The 22,004-nt window shown below is 40.4% G+C and carries 22 protein-coding genes and 12 tRNA genes; 27 read left to right on the top strand and 7 right to left on the bottom strand.

Annotated features, from left to right (window positions below; genetic code table 11):
- Positions 1–103: 103 nt before the first annotated feature.
- The 12 genes from O3655_RS09520 to O3655_RS09465 all read left to right on the top strand — a co-directional run bounded on the left by O3655_RS09520 (position 104) and on the right by O3655_RS09465 (position 1,146).
- Positions 104–176 (top strand) — tRNA-Val (locus O3655_RS09520).
- 5 nt (positions 177–181) lie between these two features.
- Positions 182–252: transfer RNA gene (locus O3655_RS09515), tRNA-Gly, on the top strand.
- Positions 253–287: 35 nt separating this feature from the next.
- A tRNA-Ile gene (locus O3655_RS09510) sits at positions 288–361 on the top strand.
- 11 nt (positions 362–372) lie between these two features.
- Positions 373–444, top strand: a tRNA-Glu gene (locus O3655_RS09505).
- Between the two features lie 6 nt (positions 445–450).
- A tRNA-Ser gene (locus tag O3655_RS09500) sits at positions 451–540 on the top strand.
- 11 nt (positions 541–551) lie between these two features.
- Positions 552–625 (top strand) — tRNA-Met (locus tag O3655_RS09495).
- A gap of 3 nt (positions 626–628) precedes the next feature.
- A tRNA-Phe gene (locus tag O3655_RS09490) sits at positions 629–701 on the top strand.
- 17 nt (positions 702–718) lie between these two features.
- Positions 719–799 (top strand) — tRNA-Tyr (locus O3655_RS09485).
- A gap of 11 nt (positions 800–810) precedes the next feature.
- Positions 811–881 (top strand) — tRNA-Trp (locus tag O3655_RS09480).
- Positions 882–895: 14 nt separating this feature from the next.
- A tRNA-His gene (locus O3655_RS09475) sits at positions 896–968 on the top strand.
- Positions 969–981: 13 nt separating this feature from the next.
- Positions 982–1,053, top strand: a tRNA-Gln gene (locus O3655_RS09470).
- Positions 1,054–1,062: 9 nt separating this feature from the next.
- Positions 1,063–1,146: transfer RNA gene (locus tag O3655_RS09465), tRNA-Leu, on the top strand.
- Positions 1,147–1,232: 86 nt separating this feature from the next.
- On the opposite strand, the gene O3655_RS09460 is transcribed toward O3655_RS09465, so the two are convergent.
- Genes O3655_RS09460 through O3655_RS09440 form a run of 5 tightly spaced genes read right to left on the bottom strand, consistent with a single transcriptional unit; the run spans position 1,233 to position 4,723 of the window.
- Complete coding sequence (locus tag O3655_RS09460) at positions 1,233–2,366, bottom strand: site-specific integrase (protein WP_070811460.1); 1,134 nt, start codon at positions 2,364–2,366, stop codon at positions 1,233–1,235.
- 3 nt (positions 2,367–2,369) lie between these two features.
- Complete coding sequence (locus tag O3655_RS09455; RefSeq protein ID WP_070505298.1) at positions 2,370–2,564, bottom strand: DUF3173 domain-containing protein; 195 nt, start codon at positions 2,562–2,564, stop codon at positions 2,370–2,372.
- 59 nt (positions 2,565–2,623) lie between these two features.
- Positions 2,624–3,010, bottom strand: a complete 387-nt coding sequence (locus O3655_RS09450) for a hypothetical protein (RefSeq protein WP_006595173.1) — start codon at positions 3,008–3,010, stop codon at positions 2,624–2,626.
- Between the two features lie 2 nt (positions 3,011–3,012).
- Entirely contained in the window at positions 3,013–4,209 is a 1,197-nt protein-coding gene (locus tag O3655_RS09445) for a replication initiation factor domain-containing protein (RefSeq protein ID WP_070811459.1), read from the bottom strand.
- Between the two features lie 40 nt (positions 4,210–4,249).
- The gene (locus O3655_RS09440) at positions 4,250–4,723 is read right to left on the bottom strand and encodes a hypothetical protein (RefSeq protein WP_070811458.1); all 474 of its coding nucleotides are present in this window, start codon (positions 4,721–4,723) and stop codon (positions 4,250–4,252) included.
- Positions 4,724–5,044: 321 nt separating this feature from the next.
- Here O3655_RS09440 and O3655_RS09435 point away from each other — a divergent pair, with 321 nt between their 5' ends.
- The gene (locus tag O3655_RS09435) at positions 5,045–5,491 is read left to right on the top strand and encodes a helix-turn-helix transcriptional regulator (protein ID WP_000287814.1); all 447 of its coding nucleotides are present in this window, start codon (positions 5,045–5,047) and stop codon (positions 5,489–5,491) included.
- Between the two features lie 163 nt (positions 5,492–5,654).
- On the opposite strand, the gene O3655_RS09430 is transcribed toward O3655_RS09435, so the two are convergent.
- Complete coding sequence (locus tag O3655_RS09430; RefSeq protein WP_009732038.1) at positions 5,655–5,981, bottom strand: multidrug efflux SMR transporter; 327 nt, start codon at positions 5,979–5,981, stop codon at positions 5,655–5,657.
- A gap of 172 nt (positions 5,982–6,153) precedes the next feature.
- Here O3655_RS09430 and O3655_RS09425 point away from each other — a divergent pair, with 172 nt between their 5' ends.
- The 8 genes from O3655_RS09425 (at position 6,154) to O3655_RS09390 (ending at position 14,115) form a co-directional block, all read left to right on the top strand.
- The gene (locus tag O3655_RS09425; RefSeq protein WP_009732039.1) at positions 6,154–6,552 is read left to right on the top strand and encodes a hypothetical protein; all 399 of its coding nucleotides are present in this window, start codon (positions 6,154–6,156) and stop codon (positions 6,550–6,552) included.
- 391 nt (positions 6,553–6,943) lie between these two features.
- Complete coding sequence (locus tag O3655_RS09420; RefSeq protein ID WP_125328500.1) at positions 6,944–8,221, top strand: gamma-glutamylcysteine synthetase; 1,278 nt, start codon at positions 6,944–6,946, stop codon at positions 8,219–8,221.
- A gap of 75 nt (positions 8,222–8,296) precedes the next feature.
- Positions 8,297–9,781 carry a threonine synthase gene (thrC, locus tag O3655_RS09415; protein ID WP_254728381.1) on the top strand — a complete coding sequence of 495 codons (1,485 nt, stop codon included), beginning with the start codon at positions 8,297–8,299 and terminating at the stop codon, positions 9,779–9,781.
- Between the two features lie 60 nt (positions 9,782–9,841).
- Positions 9,842–11,122 carry an MATE family efflux transporter gene (locus tag O3655_RS09410; protein WP_096753788.1) on the top strand — a complete coding sequence of 427 codons (1,281 nt, stop codon included), beginning with the start codon at positions 9,842–9,844 and terminating at the stop codon, positions 11,120–11,122.
- 3 nt (positions 11,123–11,125) lie between these two features.
- The gene (locus O3655_RS09405; protein ID WP_308697453.1) at positions 11,126–11,737 is read left to right on the top strand and encodes an HAD family hydrolase; all 612 of its coding nucleotides are present in this window, start codon (positions 11,126–11,128) and stop codon (positions 11,735–11,737) included.
- Positions 11,738–11,911: 174 nt separating this feature from the next.
- Positions 11,912–13,120 (top strand): LysM domain-containing protein, encoded by a 1,209-nt coding sequence (locus O3655_RS09400; protein WP_254728383.1) that lies wholly within the window; start codon positions 11,912–11,914, stop codon positions 13,118–13,120.
- A 197-nt stretch (positions 13,121–13,317) separates the two neighbouring features.
- Entirely contained in the window at positions 13,318–13,743 is a 426-nt protein-coding gene (locus O3655_RS09395) for a MarR family winged helix-turn-helix transcriptional regulator (RefSeq protein ID WP_254728385.1), read from the top strand.
- Positions 13,744–13,752: 9 nt separating this feature from the next.
- Positions 13,753–14,115: a DUF1304 domain-containing protein gene (locus O3655_RS09390; RefSeq protein WP_254728388.1), complete on the top strand. Its 363-nt coding sequence runs from the start codon at positions 13,753–13,755 to the stop codon at positions 14,113–14,115.
- Between the two features lie 40 nt (positions 14,116–14,155).
- Here O3655_RS09390 and O3655_RS09385 read toward each other — a convergent pair whose 3' ends face one another.
- Positions 14,156–15,013 carry a DUF975 family protein gene (locus O3655_RS09385; RefSeq protein ID WP_125384994.1) on the bottom strand — a complete coding sequence of 286 codons (858 nt, stop codon included), beginning with the start codon at positions 15,011–15,013 and terminating at the stop codon, positions 14,156–14,158.
- Between the two features lie 116 nt (positions 15,014–15,129).
- Here O3655_RS09385 and tgt point away from each other — a divergent pair, with 116 nt between their 5' ends.
- The 6 genes from tgt to comGB all read left to right on the top strand — a co-directional run bounded on the left by tgt (position 15,130) and on the right by comGB (position 22,004).
- Positions 15,130–16,272: a tRNA guanosine(34) transglycosylase Tgt gene (gene tgt / locus O3655_RS09380; protein WP_049532013.1), complete on the top strand. Its 1,143-nt coding sequence runs from the start codon at positions 15,130–15,132 to the stop codon at positions 16,270–16,272.
- A gap of 133 nt (positions 16,273–16,405) precedes the next feature.
- The gene (locus tag O3655_RS09375; protein WP_254728390.1) at positions 16,406–18,223 is read left to right on the top strand and encodes an acyltransferase family protein; all 1,818 of its coding nucleotides are present in this window, start codon (positions 16,406–16,408) and stop codon (positions 18,221–18,223) included.
- Positions 18,224–18,363: 140 nt separating this feature from the next.
- Positions 18,364–19,515: an N-acetylglucosamine-6-phosphate deacetylase gene (nagA, locus tag O3655_RS09370; protein WP_247921298.1), complete on the top strand. Its 1,152-nt coding sequence runs from the start codon at positions 18,364–18,366 to the stop codon at positions 19,513–19,515.
- Positions 19,516–19,671: 156 nt separating this feature from the next.
- On the top strand, positions 19,672–20,037 hold the full coding sequence (locus O3655_RS09365) for a DUF1033 family protein (protein ID WP_000286399.1): 366 nt from the start codon (positions 19,672–19,674) through the stop codon (positions 20,035–20,037).
- Between the two features lie 61 nt (positions 20,038–20,098).
- Positions 20,099–21,040, top strand: a complete 942-nt coding sequence (comGA, locus tag O3655_RS09360) for a competence type IV pilus ATPase ComGA (protein WP_000249583.1) — start codon at positions 20,099–20,101, stop codon at positions 21,038–21,040.
- Positions 20,988–22,004, top strand: coding sequence for a competence type IV pilus assembly protein ComGB (gene comGB / locus O3655_RS09355; protein ID WP_161800908.1), 1,017 nt, complete (start codon positions 20,988–20,990; stop codon positions 22,002–22,004). Before comGA ends, comGB begins: the two co-directional genes overlap by 53 nt.

The following is a 22,004-nucleotide window of genomic DNA, read 5'->3' as shown; positions in this document are numbered from 1 at the left end:
GAGGGAGTTTAGCTCAGTTGTAATTGAGAGGAAATCGAAATTACAATCGGCGGATGAGAGAAACGAAGTTTCTTACCGTTGGCTGAGCTAGACTCCGCCCTTTGGGAGTTTAGCTCAGCTGGGAGAGCATCTGCCTTACAAGCAGAGGGTCAGCGGTTCGATCCCGTTAACTCCCATTTTAGCGGGTGTAGTTTAGTGGTAAAACTACAGCCTTCCAAGCTGTTGTCGCGAGTTCGATTCTCGTCACCCGCTTTGAACTTTGTTCAATTACCAAGTTTTTTAAACTTGGGCGCGTAGCTCAGGTGGTTAGAGCGCACGCCTGATAAGCGTGAGGTCGGTGGTTCGAGTCCACTCGTGCCCATTTATAAATATGGTCCGTTGGTCAAGGGGTTAAGACACCGCCTTTTCACGGCGGTAACACGGGTTCGAATCCCGTACGGACTATTTATTGGAGGATTACCCAAGTCCGGCTGAAGGGAACGGTCTTGAAAACCGTCAGGCGTGTAAAAGCGTGCGTGGGTTCGAATCCCACATCCTCCTTTTTATATTAACGCGGGATGGAGCAGCTCGGTAGCTCGTCGGGCTCATAACCCGAAGGTCGTAGGTTCAAATCCTGCTCCCGCAATTTGGCTCGGTAGCTCAGTTGGTAGAGCAATGGATTGAAGCTCCATGTGTCGGCGGTTCGATTCCGTCTCGCGCCATATTTTATTTATAACTTGGAAGGGTAGCGAAGAGGCTAAACGCGGCGGACTGTAAATCCGCTCCTTCGGGTTCGGGGGTTCGAATCCCTCCCCTTCCATTACTTTAGTTACGGGCATAGTTTAAAGGTAGAACTAAGGTCTCCAAAACCTTCAGTGTGGGTTCAATTCCTACTGCCCGTGTTAATATGATTATGGCGGGTGTGGTGAAGTGGTTAACACACCAGATTGTGGCTCTGGCATGCGTGGGTTCGATCCCCATCACTCGCCTATTTTATATTATTGGGGTATAGCCAAGCGGTAAGGCAAGGGACTTTGACTCCCTCATGCGTTGGTTCGAATCCAGCTACCCCAGTTACTATTTGCCGGCGTGGCGGAATTGGCAGACGCGCTGGACTCAAAATCCAGTGTCCGCAAGGACGTGCCGGTTCGACCCCGGCCGCCGGTATAGTATTAAAGACAAGGTTTTCGGACCTTGTCTTTTTACTTTTATTCGTTTAATTTCTAATGCTGAGTTACTAAAAATTACTAATTTTATAACAAATCATCTAATTTATCCGCTAATTTTTGTTGCTTGCTTGGATACAAATGAGAGTATGTATCGATTGTGGTAGTTATAGAAGCATGGCCTAATCTTTCTTTTACAACAAGATAATCTTCTCCTTGATTTATTAGCAGTGAAGCATGTGAATGTCTGAAGTCATGAATTCTTATTTTTTTTAAAGAACTATCTCTTTGTAATATTTTTTTATATTGTTTTTCGATTGAATCTTTAGTTATTGTAATCGGGCTATTTTGAAATAACTGTAGATCATCTAGGTTTGTTGTAAATTCTTTCAATCTTTCATGCTGTATCTGTTTCCACTCTTCTAGTGTCTCCACTAGTTTGGTATTCATGATAATTCTTCGAGTTCCAGCTTTTGTCTTTGTACTACTAATGTGTTCTTCACCTTTTTTTACGTATACTGATTTACTTACATGGATTGTATTTGTTGAAAACTCTATATCCTTCCAAGTTAGAGCTAGAGCTTCGCCCAGTCTTAGACCAGTAAAAAATAGAACAGTGAATAGTAATTTGATATTGTATTCATCGTCGTTAAATAGTGTTAAGAAGTGCTTGAATTCTTTTACTGTCCAGAAATTTAATTTTGCTTTTTCTATTGGTAATTTTTTTAGCAATCCTACGGGATGTTCTTTGTAAAATCCCTTTCTTAATCCAACGTCCAGAATTTTCTTTAGCAGAATTATAATTTTATTAATAGTATTTGGACTTAGCTTATTTTCCGAGTTTTGAGCATTTTTTTCTCTTAGATGTTCTCTGAATTGATAGATATCTTCATAAGTTAATTTAGCTACATCATCAACTTTTTCAAAATAGTTTTTTATATGCCTGTTATAGTTGTTTTCTTGTGTATCTATATAGCTCTGTTTTCTGTTGTTTATTTTATCCTCTTCTTTTAAGAGATCATAAAGGATATCAATTGATATTTTTGAGCTGAAACTTTTTTCTTTAAGTTCTACACTTCGTAAGTATTGTTCGGCTTCCAACGCTTCTTTTTTAGTTTTAAATCCTTTTCTTACAATTCTACGTTGTTTTAAAGATATTGGATTTATACCATTGGAAACATCGACAATCCAAGTTCCGTCTCTACTTTTACGTAAAGCCATATGTTACACTTCTTTCTGGAGTTCAATTCCTAATAGTTCTTCCGCGACACTGGCTGGAATTGTACCGATCCGTTTGTTATCGTAGATGTTAAAACCACGATTCACTAAAAGTAATTTGCCGGTATGAATAATCTTTCTTGCAGTTCCTGGAGCAAATCCAAGTTCGATAAGGTCATCTTTTGTTACAGTTTTAATCATGTGATCTCCTTTTCTAATTAGATTAAGTAAGGGGTGGATTAACTCCCCTTGTCTGATACTTATTTTTGTTTTACATCTACTAAATGGATAGCATCTGCTTTGTAATACATTGTCGAACTAATCATAGTAGCTTGTAAATTGTCAAATGTAACTGGTACTTCATCCATTGCTTGGATATAGTCATTATCAACTAAAGCTTCTGGATTGTCTACTGAGACTTGTGTTGATTTCTTTTTGAATTGTCCATCCTTGATCGTTACATTGTATTTCCAACCAATGATTTTATCGGTATTAAAACGTCTTTCGCTACCATCTCGGTTTTTGATAATTTCTCCGTTTGCATCTGCTCGGACTTCCGTTTCAAATTTTGGAATAACTTCATCCAATTCAAATTTTGTTCCAATGTTATTAAAATTCCAGTCATTTTGTGAAAGCATTTTTGCCATAGTTAATTTCTCCTTTTGATATTTTCTTTGATTGTAGGGATTAAATCCTCTCTTTTAAAGAGAATTGCCCTTTCTATTAATCCACTTGCTAAATCTGGTGGATATTCCATATTGTTGAGTGCGAGGTAGTTAGATTTCTCATACTCATGCAGTAAGTTATTGACGTATAAAAATTTATACGCTTTTAGAATAGCTCCTGAACCTTTATAGGTAAACCATTCTAATTTTTGTTCTAGTTCTGTTTTTGGTTTTGAAATAATGATAGAGACGGGTTTTGAGTGACCTAAAAACTTTTCCCAAGATCTCAAAGGTTTTGAGAAATGGCTATCACTATAGAATCTCACTTTTTCTTTGAGATATCCCTTGGTAAAGTTGAGAAGATCTATTTCTGAATGCAACCATTCTTGAATGAAGTAGTGAGCTTTTTCTTTCCTAAGTTCTAACTCAGTTCTTATCCAATTTTCTATATACCGCTTGCTGATACCGAGCTTCTCAGCTCGTTCTAAACGCTTATCGTAAATTCTAAGTCTTTCATCATCATTGGGCTTTCTTAAATATAAGGTCTGGCCGATTGTTTCATCTCCGTAGGTATTGTAGTAGGTGCTTTTTCCATATATAAAGCGTTTTTTCTGACAAACCTTTAGAAGCTGATTAGGAGTGAAATAGGGTGTTTCATTAAAATCATCTATCGCAATATCAATTCGTCTTACTGAAAATTGATTGTAATTGTAGTAGAGGTTGTTCAGAAACTGTCTTTCGGACAGACTATTTGGATCTAATACCATATCTCTATAGAACTCGAGTGCCTGTCCTGACATGACAAGCATGTAGGACGACTCTTTCGCTCCATAGTAGATACGGATATTCCCATAATGAAGCTGGCTATCATAGTTATAGTATTTAAGGCTCCCTTTATTCTCAATAAATAGGTCATAGTCAAGAAATAGAATGTCTTCGATTATTTCTCTTGGCGAAAATTCAGTCTTATCAAACTGAATTTGAATCCAGTCAAATACAGAACGTAAATGTTCATTTTTTGCCATAGATTTTGATTCAACTTTTTGCCTAAATTTGCCACCCTTAAAATCTCCGAAACCCTTGGCAATACTGAATTCTTTCGATGGTACACCTAACTTGCAGAGGGTGGTGTTACTACACACCCTATCGGTCAAAAATGGTCCGTCCGCATCTACGCTCATTTTCGGCTTTCTGCCTCATGGCTCAGCCGAAAACTCGCTATTAGCCGAACCTATTTTTTGACCTCTTGTTAACAAACCCTAGTAAGCCGGTTTGCATCGACTCTTCAATATCTTGGATTCTCTTTTTTAGGTTGGTATTCTCAATTTGTATCAGTCGTATTTCTCGCTTAAATTCCTGTTTTAAGGCGCTCAGTTCATCGTAGAGCTCATCTATTACTTGGTTTAGGGATTCTTGCTCATTGTCTGCTAGACTCCCAAATACGGCTTGTATAGCCTCTTTTAGACCTATTTCAAGTTTTAGGTTAGCTAACTTTTGAAATTGTTTAAGGTCTTCGCCTGTAAAGTCATAGGCAACTGTATAACTTAATTGATGAGTTCTTGGATTTCTACTGATAGGAATTTTAATTTTCTTAAATTCCTTGCCACTTATCTCTTTAATCAGTTGAATCCAATTTTTAAGAGTAGAGGTAGAGTTTAGGCCAGAAATTTGATTGACTAACTCTTTATTGGTCATTTTTTTGTAAAATCTCCGAAATTTTCTTGTGCAACTGAAGAGTTTTCTGTGGTATAATTGTTACATAATATGTTTTGATCTTGGAACGAACGGCACATTTGTTTCAAGATTTTTTTATTTTGTCGAATATTACCTCCTTTATCAAAAATTTTTCAAATAGACTATTAGTTACATACGCTTTTACCTCCTTTTATGCTATAATATTCTCAATGGAATATTTAATCTTAAAATAAATATTCCTTATGGAATAATTCTATTTTATACCGTTTAGAATATTTTGTCAAGCTAAAATATACGAATAAGAATATCTATAGGAGAATTATGTATACAGAGGATTATAAATTTTCAGAGAGGTTAAAAACTCTCAGAAAATCAAAAAAGTTAACTCAAGTACAAATATCGGAATTAATTGGAGTTCAACAAGGGACATATTCTCGGTGGGAGAATGGAACGTTAGAACCAGGATTAGAATTCGTTGTGAAATTAGCAAATATCTTTGGGACTACTACAGATTATTTGCTGGGACAAAAACCTTATTCAATTATCAGTAGTTTACCTCTAGAACAATTAGATCTTACCAATATTGCAAACTTTTCAAAGGATGAGTTTGATATTTTGAAACATTCAATAGCAGTTTCGGTGGCAAGAAATAAAATAAAGGCAACAGAACTAAAAGATAGAGTTATAGAAAAAAATCAGTTGTCAGAAAAAGATGCAGAACTTTTGAATAAGATTTTTGAAGAAGTTAAAACTTATTGGGAAAATTAGGAGGACGCTAGTCTTCAAAATTCCCTCCCAAAATGTGTCCAAAATATTGACAGAATTCTAGCTTTTCATTATAGTTCTTATGGAACTTTTTTTCTACAACAAAATAGGCTCCATAATATCCATAGGGGATTTACCCACTACAAATAGTATAGAGCCGGTTTTATTAATGTCCTGCATTTCCTAATAAGTTAACCATGACAACACCAATGATAATCAAAATTAAACCGATAATGCTATAAACATTTAGTGTTTCTTTGAAAATCATTACTGCGATAGAGGCTGTCAAAACTAAACCGACAGCTGACCATGTTGCATAAGCTATTCCTAAAGGAATTTTTTGCATTGCTAGTGAGAGGAAATAGAAACAAACGCCATAGCTAAGTAGGGCAGAAACGGTTGGAATAGGCTTTGTAAAACCGTCTGATAATTTCAAAAGGTTAGTTCCCAATATCTCTCCTACAATGGCGATAAAAAGATAAAAGTATGACATGTCTTTAACCTCCTATATGTCATGTTTTTGCTCTAAGAGCTATTATAGCTATCCGTTTTTTATAAATCTTGGCACAAGTCATGAGAATTTGTAGTAAAACTGTGGCAGACACTTTTTCAGAACCAATAGCTGATAAGTTTAGTATATCATAAGATAAATTTTAAAAAAAGTCTTGATTTATTTCAATGTCTTGCGTGGTCTCGATTTTACTGGTAAAATTACTTTTAAGAACTTTAAAAAAGAGGTTTCTATATTTGACAAAACAATGACTTGTTGTCCCGAATGTGGGCATCCTTTGGAGAAAAAATTTTTAAAAGATGAGGGAGATATTCCTTATTGTTCACAATGTGCGAGTTTTCGTTTTCCAGTCTTTAATACAGCAATTAGTGCGATTTTATTTAATGAAAAACATGATAAGATTCTCTTGATTAAGCAATATGACATGGCTGAGCATATTTTGCTAGCTGGTTATGTGTCTAATGATATTCACAACCAATTTCTACAATCATTAAAGGCAATTAATTTAGCCTCTCTTATTACGGATATGGGTAATAAAATTGCACAAAACTAGTCCAAAACTCTTTTTAATAAGGAGTATACTTTCTAGCATTTTATAGTTACTAAAAAGTATCTAAACTTTGGAAGTGATACTAAGTTTTAAAAAATATTATGGAAAAAAAGCTTATAAAATCAATATTTCTGAGATTTAAAACTAATAATATTAGACTCAAAATCCAGTGTCCGCAAGGACGTGCCGGTTCGACCCCGGCCGCCGGTATAGTAATAAAGACAAGGTTTTTGGACCTTGTTTTTTGATTTGGTGAAGATTTTGATATTTTTTCTTTAAGTACAGATAACTGATGAAACATCTTTTTCTTCTTATTCTAGTCATTTTTAGTGTATTTTTGGTATAATATTACTTATTCACAATTTATTTTGATTATGAAAGAGTTTGGTGATTAATGTCTCGGTCTGTTGAATTACTAAAGAAACGTTACTTAAAGAATATAAAAGAGAACCCAGATTTATTTATTGGAATTGAGTTAGAATTTCCTATTGTAAATTTAGAGGGTAAGGCTACAGATGGTGAAGTTGTTAAGGATCTCTTTCGGTATTTACCATTAGTACTGGGCTTTACTATCGAAAAAGTGGATGATTTTGGGAATCCAATTCAGTTGCTTGATCCAGTCAGCCAAGATACGATCTTGTTTGAGGTTGCTTATACGACAATTGAGTTTGCATTCGGAAAGGCTGAATCTATCCGAGAGGTAGAAGAACGCTTTAACTTCTATATGGCTACGATTCAGAATAAGTTGGGTGAAGCTAATCATGCTATTGTTGGCTGCGGCATTCATCCCAACTGGGATAAAAATGAGAATTGTCCAGTGGCTTATCCCCGCTATCAGATGTTGATGGATTATCTGAATTTGAGTAGAAATGTTACTAAATCAGATTTACATCATTTCCCTGAGTATGGAGCCTTTATATGTGGGAGTCAGGTTCAACTAGACATTTCAAGGTTCAACTACCTGCGTGTTATCAATGCTTTTACGCAAATTGAAGCTGCTAAAGCTTATTTGTTTGCAAATTCTGAGTTTTCAGGGGCAGATTGGGATACCAAAATTTCGAGAGATATTTTTTGGGAAGAATCCATGCATGGTATCTATCCAGAGAATGTTGGTGTCAATACTAGACTATTTAAAGATGAGGATGATTTTTTTGACTATCTAAATCATTCTGCGATTTTTACTGCGGAGCGTGATGGGCAGACCTATTATTTTTATCCGATTCAGGCTAGGGACTATTTGGCTACACCTGAAATCCAAGCATTTACCCTTAATGGGGATGAGGTGTTAATTCATCCTCAGGAGGAAGATTTCCAAACTCATCGTAGTTACCAGTACCAAGACTTAACGACTCGAGGGACAGTTGAGTTTCGTAGTGTGTGTACTCAGCCGCTTGATAGGACTTTTGCTTCTGCAGCCTTTCATTTGGGCTTGTTGGTTCATTTAGACAAGCTTGAAGCTTACTTGCGAACTGCTCCATTTTTTACCACAGCTGGTCGTGATTATAAGCTTTTAAGACGACAATTTTCTAAGAAAAAACTTACAGATGAAGAAGAAGCTGCGGTTCTCGAGTTTTCTAAAGACTTACTCACCCTTGCTGAGGAGGGGCTGGAGAAAAGAGATAAGCAAGAAATGGTTTATTTAGAGCCTTTGAAGAAAGAATTGGGATTATAATTTCTCTTATAAAGGGAGAATTTTCTGAAAAATCATGATATAATGGAAGAGACTATAGATAAAGGATAGAGATTCATGACATTAGTTTATCAATCAACGCGTGATGCCAATAATACAGTAACTGCCAGCCAAGCTATTTTGCAAGGTTTGGCGACGGATGGTGGTCTGTTTACACCACTTACTTATCCAAAGGTGGATTTGGACTTTGAAACATTAAAAGATGCTTCTTACCAAGAAGTGGCCAAATTAGTTTTATCAGCCTTTTTAGATGACTTTACGGCTGAGGAGTTGAACTACTGTATCAACAATGCCTACGATAGCAAGTTTGACACTCCAGCTATTGCGCCATTGGTGAAACTGGATGGGCAATACAACTTGGAATTGTTCCATGGTTCAACGATTGCCTTTAAGGATATGGCCTTGTCTATCTTGCCATACTTTATGACGACAGCCGCTAAAAAGCATGGTTTGGAGAACAAGATTGTCATTTTGACAGCGACATCTGGTGATACTGGAAAAGCTGCTATGGCAGGGTTTGCGGATGTGCCTGGAACTGAGATTATCGTCTTTTATCCAAAGGATGGTGTCAGCAAGGTACAAGAGTTGCAAATGACTACTCAGACTGGCGACAATACTCATGTTATCGCTATTGATGGAAACTTTGATGATGCACAAACAAATGTGAAACATATGTTTAACGATGTAGCTCTTCGTGAAAAATTGGCTGCCAATAAACTGCAATTTTCATCAGCTAACTCTATGAACATTGGTCGTTTGGTACCACAGATTGTTTATTATGTTTATGCCTACGCTCAGTTGGTCAAGTCTGGTGAGATTGTGGCTGGTGAAAAGGTCAACTTCACAGTACCAACTGGAAACTTTGGAAATATCTTGGCTGCCTTTTATGCCAAGCAAATCGGTCTTCCAGTTGGCAAATTAATCTGTGCTTCAAATGACAACAATGTTTTGACAGACTTCTTCAAGACACGTGTTTACGATAAGAAACGTGAGTTTAAGGTAACAACTAGCCCATCTATGGATATCTTGGTATCTTCAAACTTGGAGCGTTTGATTTTCCATCTTTTGGGGAATGATGCGGTTAAGACTGCTGAACTCATGAATGCCTTGAGTACACAAGGACAATATGAATTGATAGACTTTGATGCAGCGATTTTGGAACTCTTTGCAGCTGAATATGCGACTGAGGAAGAAACAGCAGCAGAAATTAAACGTGTTTATCAAACAGATGCCTATATTGAGGATCCACATACGGCGGTTGCCTCAGCTGTTTATAGAAAATACCAAGCGGCTACTGGCGATGCGACTAAGACAGTGATTGCTTCAACAGCTAGTCCTTACAAGTTCCCAGTGGTTGCAGTAGAAGCGGTAACAGGAAAAGCAGGCCTGACAGACTTTGAAGCCTTGGCTCAATTGCATGACATTTCAGGAGTGGCAGTGCCACCAGCGGTTGATGGCCTTGAAACAGCTCCGGTTCGTCATAAAACAACAGTGGCAGCTGCTGACATGCAAGCAGCGGTGGAGGCTTATCTAGGACTTTAAGACAGAGGGCGTAAACTCGGTTGGGAAACCAACTGAGTTTCTTTTCATCAGGAGGAGAGATTGTTTAAGAAAAATAAAGACATTCTTAATATTGCATTGCCAGCTATGGGTGAAAACTTTTTGCAGATGCTCATGGGAATGGTGGACAGCTACTTGGTCGCCCACTTGGGCTTGATCGCTATTTCAGGTGTTTCAGTGGCTGGCAATATTATCACGATTTACCAGGCGATTTTTATCGCTCTGGGAGCTGCTATTTCCAGTGTTATTTCAAAAAGTTTGGGGCAGAAAGATCAGTCCAAGTTGGCTTATCACGTGACAGAGGCTCTCAAGATAACCCTATTGCTGAGTGCACTTTTAGGCGCCTTATCGCTCTTTGCTGGGCAAGAGATGATAGGACTCTTGGGCACTGAGCAGGATGTGGCCGAGAGTGGTGGACTCTACCTATCTTTGGTAGGCGGATCGATTGTTCTCTTGGGCTTGATGACGAGTCTAGGTGCCTTGATTCGTGCAACGCATAATCCGCGTCTACCCCTCTATGTGAGTCTTTTATCCAATGCCTTGAATATTCTTTTTTCAAGTCTAGCTATTTTTGTCCTTGATATGGGGATAGCAGGTGTTGCTTGGGGGACTATCTTGTCTCGCTTAGTCGGTCTTGTGATTTTGTGGTCGCAATTAAAGCTACCTTTTGAGAAACCGACTTTTGGTTTAGATAAGGAACTATTGACTTTGGCTTTGCCAGCGGCAGGAGAACGTCTCATGATGCGGGCTGGAGATGTAGTGATCATTGCCTTGGTTGTTTCTTTTGGGACGGAGGCAGTAGCGGGAAATGCAGTCGGAGAAGTCTTGACCCAGTTTAACTATATGCCTGCCTTTGGCGTCGCTATGGCGACGGTCATGCAGGTAGCTCGAGCAGTTGGAGAGGATAACTGGGAAAGAGTAGATGATTTGAGCAAGCAAACCTTTTGGCTTTCCCTGCTTCTCATGTTGCCCTTAACTCTCAGTATCTATGCCTTGGGGACACCATTGACTCATCTCTATACGACCGACCCTGTAGCGGTCGAAGCGAGCGTTTTGGTTGCACTGTTCTCTCTACTAGGAACCCCCATGGCGACAGGGACAGTTATTTATACGGCAGTTTGGCAGGGCTTGGGAAATGCTAGCCTCCCCTTTTATGCGACAAGTATTGGGATGTGGTGTATCCGCATTGGGACAGCTTATCTGATGGGTATTGTTCTTGGTTGGGGCTTGCCTGGTATTTGGGCAGGGACTCTCTTGGATAATGGTTTTCGTTGGTTATTTCTACGTTACCGTTACCAGCGTTATATGATGTTGAAAGGATAGGAGATGCAAAAAATAGCCTTTATTTGGGATTTAGACGGGACTTTATTGGACTCTTACGAAGCGATTTTGTCAGGGATTGAGGAGACATTTGCTCAGTTTTCTATTCCTTATGATAAGGAAAAAGTGAGAGAGTTTATCCTCAGGTACTCTGTGCAGGACTTGCTGGAGAAGGTGGCAGAAGAGAGAAATCTGGATGCGGAAGTACTCAACCAGGTGCGTGCCCAAAGTCTGGCTGAGAAAAATGCCCAGGTAGTTTTGATGCCAGGTGCGCGTGAAGTGCTAGCTTGGGCAGACGAAGCAGGGATTCAGCAGTTTGTCTATACTCATAAGGGGGATAATGCTTTTGCCATTCTCAGAGACTTGGGGTTGGAATCCTATTTCAAAGAGATTTTAACCAGTCAGAGTGGCTTTGCGCGCAAGTCCAGTCCAGAAGCGGCGACCTATCTGCTAGACAAGTATGAGTTGGATTCTGAGAAGACCTATTATATAGGGGACCGGACTTTGGATGTGGAATTTGCCCAGAATAGTGGCCTTCAAAGCATCAATTTTTTAGAGTCGTCTTATGAAGGGAATCACAGGATTCAAGCACTGGCAGATATTCCTCGTATTTTCTAGGATTAGGAGCGAGAAGATTGTGTCAGTTTTATGACAGAAACCTAACAAACTATTTCAAGTAATCGAGTTTGTTACAGGGAATAGACAGTTCTGTTAAATAGGCCCGAGAGGGCTTTTTTTCTGCTTTTTTTGTGTTATGATAGACAGGTACTCATTTGAAAGGAATATGAACGAATGAAGAAAAGAATTATTTTAGCCTCAACAGTAGCCTTATCTCTTGCTCCCACATTAGGAGCGAAAGCTCAAGAAATCTCTTGGACAGCACGTAGCGTTGAGCAAATCCAAAATGATGTGACGAAAAACGAGAACAAAAACAGCTATACAGTTCAGTATGGTGATACCCTGAGCACGATTGCAGAAGCTTTGGGAGTAGATGTGACGGTTCTTGCTAATTTGAACAAAATCATCAATATGGACTTGATTTTCCCAGATACTGTCCTCACTACAACTGTCAATGAGGCAGAAGAGGTAACGGAAGTTGAAATCCAAGCTCCTCAAGCAGATGCTAGTGAAGAAGTGACGACTGCGACAGCTGATTTGACGACGAATCAAGTAACAGTCGATGAACAAACAGTTCAAGTAGAAGACCTTTCTCAACCAATTGAGGAAGCTCCAACTGCAACAGAGACTGAAAAACCAGCAGAAGTAGCGCCAAGTTCAGAAGTTTCTGAGACAGCGACAGTTGCTGAAGAGACACCATCTACAGAAACATCTGTAGCTGAAGAAACAGCTGAAACGACTCCAGCGGAAGCACCAGTAGCAGAAACAACTAGTCCAGTTGAAGAAGCTCCACAAGCAGCGACTCCAGCTACCGAAGAAACGGCAGCAACAACTCCAGCAGAAGCCCCAGTAGCAGCTGCTCCAGCAACTGAAACACCTGCTGATACAACAGGATCAAGTGCAACAGAAGAAGCAGTATCAACAGCAACTTCTGACACTGCAACTTCGACTTATCAAGCAGAGCAAAGCCAAACTCCTTCAAGAACATATTCAGCTCCAGCGGCTCCTGACTATGCAGGACTTGCTGTAGCTAAGTCTGAGAATGCTGGTCTTCAACCGCAAACGGCAGCCTTTAAGGAAGAAATCGCCAACTTGTTTGGCATCACATCCTTTAGTGGTTACCGTCCTGGAGACAGTGGCGACCATGGGAAAGGTTTGGCCATCGACTTTATGGTTCCAGTGAGTTCAGCACTTGGTGATCAAATCGCGGAATATGCAGTCAAAAATATGGCTAGCCGTGGTATCAACTATATCATCTGGAAACAACGTTTCTACGCTCCATATGATAGTAAATATGGACCAGCCTATACGTGGAATCCAATGCCAGACCGTGGTAGCGTAACCGAAAACCACTATGACCACGTTCACGTTTCAATGAACTAATCATTAAAATGGAAGTTGGGAACTGATTGAGTTCTCGCTTCTTTTTTGTGTGTAAATTCTTCAGGATAAAAGGGATAAATATGAGGAAGTGAGTAATATTTCAAGAGAATGTAAGCATATTACTTGATTTATGTTTTGGATTACATTATACTTGATAAGTCAATAATTGATGAATCAATCTAAAAGGAGAAAGATTTATGGTAGCAATCCATGATTTACTGTATCAACTACGATTAGCAGATCAGTCTATGACACAACTATTTGAACGCCAATTGGGAATTAGTCTGACTCGTTATCAAATCTTATGTTTCTTAATCGATCAGTCTCCGTGTAATCAAATAGCAGTTCAGGATAGATTGAAGATTGATCAGGCTGCCTTGACAAGGCACTTTAAAATTTTGGAAAAGGAAGGTTTGGTTAATCGACGTCGGAATCCTGAAAACCAGAGGGAGGTTTTGGTGGAAGTGACAGACTTTGCGAGAGAACAACTAATAACCAACTCTCCCCAACACCATATAAACGTAAAGAGTCAGATGGAGAGTGTACTTACAAAAGGAGAGCGAGAAGAGTTCAGTCGCTTGTTAGAAAAGTTGATATCTGGCTTAGAAGAGATAAAAATTTAAGGAGAAAATATGTCTATTGTTACAATTATTTTAGCAACTATCGTTGCTTTGGAGCATTTTTACATTTTTTATTTGGAAAGTGTGGCTACGCAATCAGACACTACTAGTCGAGTGTTTAATGTGGATAAGGAAGAACTGGCTTGTTCTTCAGTGAGTTCATTATTTAGAAATCAAGGAATTTATAATGCTTTGATAGGTGTGTTTCTCTTGTACGGGATTTATTTTTCGCAAAGCTTGGAAGTTGTGACCATCTTTGTTTTATTTGTGCTTGGTGCAGCGACCTACGGTTCTCTGACAGCAGACAAGAAGATTATTCTGAAGCAAGGTGGGCCTGCTATTTTGACTCTGCTGAGTATGTTACTTTTGAAATAAGAAAACCAGCGTCCTGAACGACGCTGGTTTTTGTAGACTCTTATCCATTTCGACGTTTACGGGCTAGTAGGGCTCTGTAAAAGAAGATGTGATTGTTTTGGATATAGGGAAGGATTGAAAAACTAGCAATTCCAAAGGTGATCCAGTTGAGGAAGTACCAAGGGAGTAGTTGTAGGTCGAGGACAAAGCGTTGAAACTTGTAACCCTTCATCAAGAAACGGCTAGTTTTCAGGATTTGGCTTGGTTTAGCCTGTCCTAAATCCAGAGTGTCGCAGAGGAGGAATTCTACCTGCGAGTAGGCATAATGTTGCGGAACGTAGAGGATGTTCCCTACAATCATCAAGATGAGGCTCGCGAAAAAGTAGAGGCCAAAGGTCATAAGGAACTGCTCCGTTTCAACTGATGAGAGGTCTAGTTTTGGAAATTCAGGATGTAAGGCGACAAATCTCCGAGCTAAGAGATTGCTATAAAAGAGAAAATAAACGCCTACTAAGTTTGGAATGCTCCATAAAAAGAGGTAGAAACGTTTGAGGAGCAGAGTTAGGAAGGTTTGCGAGAAGCGCTCTTCAGCAAAGAGGGCTAGACTTGATTTTACTGAGAGGTTCGTATCAGGATCCTTGAGGAGTCGGAGTGTCGCAAAAGCAGCACCTGCTAGAAAAATCGTGCTCACAAAAGAAACCACTAGTGGGAAGAGATAGGCTTGGAGCACTTGTGCCAGCATGCTGAAAAAGGATTGCTCTAAAACACTTTCTTGGAGACGAGCCAAGGGGTTGAGAAAGCCTGATAAGATGACCAGTATGCTAGGTAAGAGATAGACGAGAAATAGGCGGGGATTTTCAGCCTGAAATTGCCTCGTCTGCAGACGAATGGTTTTTAAATCAATTTTTGTGTATTTCATTCTCTCATTATACCATAGTTCGTGACAGTTCCTAGTTTTTTTGATAAAATCATACAGTATGCCTTTGCGCACAAAGTATGAACTGGGACTGTCTTTCCCAGCTTCGGAGGTAGAAAATGTCAGATTCACCAATCAAATACCGTTTGATTAAGAAAGAAAAACACACGGGAGCTCGTCTGGGAGAAATCATCACTCCTCATGGCGCATTTCCAACGCCTATGTTTATGCCAGTTGGGACTCAAGCTACTGTCAAGACCCAGTCACCAGAAGAGTTGAAGGAGATGGGATCAGGAATTATCCTGTCCAATACCTATCATCTCTGGCTTCGCCCTGGGGACGAACTCATCGCACGCGCAGGTGGTCTCCACAAATTTATGAACTGGGATCAACCAATTTTGACAGATAGTGGTGGCTTCCAGGTTTATTCCCTAGCAGATAGCCGCAATATCACCGAAGAAGGAGTAACCTTTAAAAACCATCTCAATGGCTCCAAGATGTTCCTATCACCAGAGAAAGCCATCTCTATTCAGAACAATCTAGGCTCCGACATCATGATGTCTTTTGATGAATGTCCTCAGTTTTACCAACCTTATGACTACGTTAAGAAATCAATCGAGCGTACTAGTCGTTGGGCTGAGCGTGGTTTGAAGGCTCACCGTCGCCCACATGACCAAGGTTTGTTTGGAATTGTACAGGGGGCAGGATTTGAAGACCTTCGCCGTCAGTCAGCTCATGACCTTGTTAGCATGGATTTCCCTGGCTACTCTATCGGTGGTTTGGCAGTAGGAGAAACGCACGAAGAGATGAATGCAGTCTTGGACTTCACAACCCAACTTCTTCCTGAAAACAAACCTCGCTATTTGATGGGTGTGGGAGCGCCAGATAGCTTGATTGATGGGGTTATTCGTGGTGTGGATATGTTTGACTGTGTCTTGCCAACTCGTATCGCTCGTAATGGGACTTGTATGACCAGCCAAGGTCGTTTGGTTGTCAAAAATGCCCAATTCGCTGAAGACTTTACGCCACTGGATCCTGAGTGTGATTGCTACACATGTAAGAACTACACACGCGCCTACCTTCGTCACTTGCTCAAGGCTGATGAAACCTTCGGTATCCGTTTGACTAGTTATCACAATCTCTACTTCTTGCTCAATCTGATGAAGCAGGTCCGCCAAGCCATCATGGATGACAATCTCTTGGAATTTCGTGAGTATTTTGTAGAAAAATATGGCTACAACAAGTCAGGACGCAATTTTTAAAGTGTAAAAATAGAATGCCAAAATCCTAAGTTTTCTCTTAGGATTTTTCCTATTTTTTTGATAGAATAGGGAGTATAATGGAATGGAAATTAGGTGGTGTTTTGCTTCCTAATTTAATGGAGAATAGACTCGTATGCGTATTAAATGGTTTTCCTTGATTAGGATTACAGGTTTACTTTTGGTGCTTTTGTACCACTTCTTTCAAACGATCTTTCCTGGAGGATTCTTTGGGGTAGATGTCTTTTTCACTTTTTCAGGATTTTTGATCACCTCCCTCCTTTTAGAAGAATTTGGGAAGGTACGCCAGATCGATTTGCTGGGCTTTTTTAAGAGACGGTTTTACCGCATCGTGCCACCTGTGGTGCTGATGGTTTTGGTGACCATGCCTTTTACTTTCTTGGTTCGTCAAGACTATGTTGCTGGAATTGGTGGCCAGGTTGCTGGAGTTCTCGGTTTTATGACCAACTTCTACGAAATGTTAACAGGGGGAAGTTATGAATCCCAGTTCATTCCGCATCTCTTTGTTCACAACTGGAGTCTAGCTGTTGAGGTTCACTACTATATCCTTTGGGGCTTAGCGGTTTGGTTCTTATCGAAACGTTCAAAATCTAGTAGTCAATTGAGAGGGATGGTCTTTCTCCTTTCTGCTGGAGCTTTTATCATTAGCTTTTTCTCCATGTTTATTGGTAGTCTAATGGCGAGTTCCTATTCATCTGTCTACTTTTCAAGTTTAACCCATGTCTATCCCTTCTTTTTAGGAAGCATTTTGGCGACGGTTGTGGGGGTTCGTCAGACGAGCGATTTAGTCAAGCAGTTTGACCGGATGTGGGACCTTCGTCAAAATCTACTGGTGTTTGCTGCTGGGCTTTTGGTGTTAGTGCTCTTGACTTTCTTTGTCAAGTTCACCTACCTGTTTGCGTACTTATTTGGCTTCTTGCTAGCAAGTTTAGCGGCAGTGACTATGATTTTTGCTGCGCGTGTCTTGCATGAGAAAACGCCTGAGATACAAGAACCTCGGATCATTACATTTTTAGCGGATACCAGCTACGCGGTTTATCTCTTCCACTGGCCTTTTTATATTATCTTTTCTCAGTTGATGAGTAATCTGCCTGCTGTTATTCTGACAATCATCTTTTCTTATTTCTTTGCTATCCTATCCTTCTATATTATTGAGCCATTGATTGCCGGCAAATCCAATCCTTTAATACGGAAGATTAGTCCATTGCCTCATATTAAACCAATTAGTGCTGGTGCTGCTGGCGGTCTTACCTTGCTTACCTTGATCATCATAGCTGTGGCTCCTCAAGTTGGAGCTTTTGAGACAGACTTGATGGTCAATGGTTTCAAACAAGCCCAGACCAATATAGGACAAACAAAGACTCTTGCTGAACAAGCTGAACTGAGTCGTCTAGGAATTTCTGAGGGAACAAGCCTAATAGGAGATTCGGTAGCCTTGCGTGCCAATACAGCCTTACAAGAGGCACTTCCTGAAGCAAATATCAATGCCCAGGTTAGTCGAACGACCAAGCAAGCCAACGATATTATGCTCAATAACAGTCAGAACAAGGCGCTGCTAAAAACAGTTGTCATTGCAACGGGAGTCAATAATCCTGAAGGCTATAAGAATGATTTGGACAGCATCGTGAACAATCTACCGAAAGGACACCATCTGATACTGGTGACACCTTATGAGGGAGACAAGAGCAAGGACACTTATGCATCAGTGGAGCAGTATGCGGCTTATGCACGGGAATTAGCTGAAAAGAATCCTTACGTGAGCATCGCTGACTGGAATAAGGTTGCTAAGGAACACCCTGAAATCTGGGCTGGAACCGACCAAGTCCACTTTGGGAATGATAGCAACATGATTGAAGAAGGTGCTAAGCTATACGCAGAAACGATCGCAGCTGCCGTTAAGGCTGCTCAAGAACTGCCTGTAAAATCAAAATAAGATCAAAGAGTTGGAGAAATCCAGCTCTTTTAAAATATCTCTAGAAAATAGGTCTATACCATTTACAAATGAAAAAGAAAGGTTTATAATGTAATTGACATAATAAATTCTAGAATCAATCTATCAAGGAGGTTATCATTATGCCTAATTATATTAAAGCGGATCAGTTTTTCTACCCACACGGAGTTCGTAGTGGCGGCTACTTGGAACTTGTGGATGGCAAGTTTGGTAAACATGTAGAACAGATTCCTGAAGGAGCTGAGGTGATTGACTATACCGGTTATAGCATTGCCCCAGGACTTGTGGATACCCATATTCATGGATTTGGCGGTGTGGATGTCATGGACAATAACATCGAAGGAACCCTTCATACTATGAGTGAAGGATTGCTTAGCACGGGTGTTACCAGCTTCTTGCCAACGACGTTGACTTCCTCTTACGAGCAGTTGCTTGCAGTAACAGAAAATATCGGTGCTCGTTACCAGGAAGCAAGTGGAGCCAAGATTCGTGGGATCTATTTTGAAGGGCCTTATTTCACAGAGAAATACAAGGGAGCCCAAAACCCTGCCTATATGAAAGACCCTCGTATGGATGAGTTTCGTGCTTGGCAAAAAGCAGCCAATGGCCTGCTCAATAAAATCGCCCTTGCGCCAGAACGCGAAGGTGTAGAAGACTTTGTTCGTACAGTTACGGGTGAAGGAGTGACCGTTGCTCTTGGACACTCCAATGCGACTTTTGATGAAGCTAAAAAGGCAGTAGATGCTGGAGCAAGCGTTTGGGTACATGCCTACAACGGAATGCGTGGGTTGACTCACCGTGAGCTCGGTATGGTGGGAGCCATGTATGAATTGCCACATACTTACGCAGAATTGATTTGTGACGGTCACCATGTGGATCCAAAGGCCTGTGATATTTTGCTCAAGCAAAAAGGAACTGAAAATATCGCCCTTATCACAGACTGTATGACAGCGGGTGGCTTGGAAGACGGCGACTACATGTTGGGAGAATTCCCGGTAGTAGTTGCTAATGGAACTGCTCGCCTCAAATCGACAGGAAATTTGGCAGGTTCTATCCTCAAACTCAAAGATGGTTTGAAGAATGTGGTCGAATGGGGCATTGCGAATCCGCATGAAGCAGTCATGATGGCCAGTCTCAACCCAGCAAAATCTGTTCACATCGATGATGTCTGTGGCCAAATCCGTGAAGGCTACGACGCTGACTTTATCGTACTAGATAAAGATTTGGAATTGGTAGCAACCTACCTAGATGGTGTGAAACGTTATCAAGCCTAAGAAGATAAAAATAGGGGTCAATAAAGGACTCCTATTTTTATTATCAGATGAAAATAACAGGCTTCTTAAAGAAGTTTCTAATGGGGGAAACAAGCAAAATCCTTTTCTTGTAATAAAAAATTAGATATAATATACGATACAAAGGAAGTAGTAAGAATGTATCGTGTTATAGAAATGTATGGGGATTTTGAACCGTGGTGGTTCATAGAAGGTTGGGAAGAAGATGTCATCATGAGTCAATCTTTTGACAAGTATTATGATGCTCTAAAATATTATAAATCATGCTGGTTTGAGCTGGAAAAGAAGAATCCTCTTTATAAGAGTCGGAGTGATTTGATGACTATTTTTTGGGATCCTGCTGACCAACGCTGGTGTGATGAGTGTGATGAGTATTTGCAGCAGTATCATTCTTTGGCACTTTTACAGGATGAGCAAGTCATCCCCGATGAAAAGCTACGTCCAGGCTACGAAAAACAAACAGGTCAAGAAAAACACCGTTCTTGCCGTATGAAATGGAGATAAAAAGTAACTTTTTAAGTTGCTTTTTTTATTTTTTTGCGAATAGTTAGATAAGGAGGGCGGTATGGTACAAGAAATTGCACAGAAAATTATTGCTACTGCGAAAGAAAAGAAGGCTCAGGATATCTATTTCATTCCCAAGGAAAAGTCCTACGAGCTTCACATGCGGGTTGGAGACGAGCGGTGTCTCGTTGACTCCTATGAGTTTGATGTTTTAGCTGCTGTGATTAGTCATTTTAAGTTTGTGGCGGGTATGAACGTAGGAGAGAAGAGGCGCAGTCAGCTGGGTTCTTGCGACTATCAGCATGGGGAGAAGAAGTCTTCTCTGCGTTTGTCTACCGTAGGAGATTATCGGGGGCATGAGAGTTTGGTCATTCGTTTGTTGCACGATGAGGAGCAGGATCTGAATTTCTGGTTTCAGGATATGAACGAACTGGGTGAGCAGTACAGGCAACGGGGACTCTATCTATTTGCAGGTCCAGTCGGAAGTGGCAAGACGACCTTGATGCACGAATTGGCCAAGTCTCTGTTTAAAGGGCAACAGGTTATGTCCATTGAAGATCCTGTCGAGATCAAGCAGGAAGACATGCTCCAGTTGCAGTTGAATGAAGCGATTGGCTTGACCTATGAAAATCTGATCAAACTGTCTCTCCGGCATCGTCCGGACCTCTTGATTATTGGTGAAATTCGGGATAGCGAGACAGCGCGTGCAGTGGTCAGAGCCAGTTTGACAGGGGCGACAGTTTTTTCAACCATTCATGCCAAGAGTATCCGAGGTGTTTATGAACGCCTTCTGGAGTTGGGTGTGACGGAGGAGGAATTAGCAGTTGTTCTGCAAGGAGTCTGCTACCAGAGATTAATTGGGGGAGGAGGAATCGTTGACTTTGCAAACAAAGACTATCAGGAACACCAGCCAACTAGCTGGAATGAACAGATTGAGCAGCTTCTTAAAGATGGACATATCACAAGTCTTCAGGCTGAAACGGAAAAAATTAGCTACAGCTAAGCAGAAGAAAATCATCACTTTGTTTAACAACCTCTTCTCCAGTGGCTTTCATTTGGTGGAAATTATTTCTTTTTTGGGCAGAAGTGCCTTGCTGGAAAAGGACTATGTGGCCCAGATGCACCAAGGATTGTCTCAGGGGAAATCCTTTTCAGAAATGATGGAAAGTTTGGGCTTTTCAAGTGCCATTGTGACCCAATTATCTCTAGCTGAAGTACATGGAAATCTTCACCTGAGTTTGGGAAAGATAGAAGAATATCTGGATAATTTGGCCAAGGTCAAGAAAAAGTTAATCGAAGTGGCGACTTATCCCCTGATTTTGCTGGGATTTCTCCTGCTAATCATGCTGGGGTTGAGAAACTATCTACTTCCCCAACTGGACAGTAGCAATATTGCCACTCAAATCATCGGCAATCTGCCACAAATATTTCTGGGACTAGTGCTGGTTTGCTCTCTATCTTTACTTTTAGCCCTCACTTTCTACAAAAGAAGTTCCAAGATGCGGGTTTTCTCGATGTTGGCACGGGTTCCCTTTCTAGGAATCTTTGTCCAGACCTATCTGACGGCCTATTACGCGCGTGAATGGGGCAATATGATTTCACAGGGGATGGAGCTGACGCAAATTTTTCAGATCATGCAGGAACAAGGTTCTCAGCTCTTTAAAGAAATCGGTCAAGATTTGGCTCAAGCCCTGCAAAATGGCCGCGAATTTTCTCAAACCATAACGACCTATCCTTTCTTTAAGAAGGAGTTGAGTCTCATCATCGAGTATGGGGAAGTCAAGTCCAAGCTGGGGAGTGAGTTGGAAATCTACGCGGAAAAGACTTGGGAATCCTTTTTTATCCGAGTCAACCGCACCATGAACTTAGTACAGCCACTGGTTTTTATCTTTGTGGCCCTGATTATCGTTTTACTTTATGCGGCAATGCTCATGCCCATGTATCAAAATATGGAGGTAAATTTTTAA

The organism is Streptococcus sp. 27098_8_70 (assembly GCF_041432215.1).
Lineage (GTDB): Bacteria > Bacillota > Bacilli > Lactobacillales > Streptococcaceae > Streptococcus > Streptococcus oralis_CP.
This window is presented reverse-complemented; position numbering and strand designations above follow the sequence as displayed.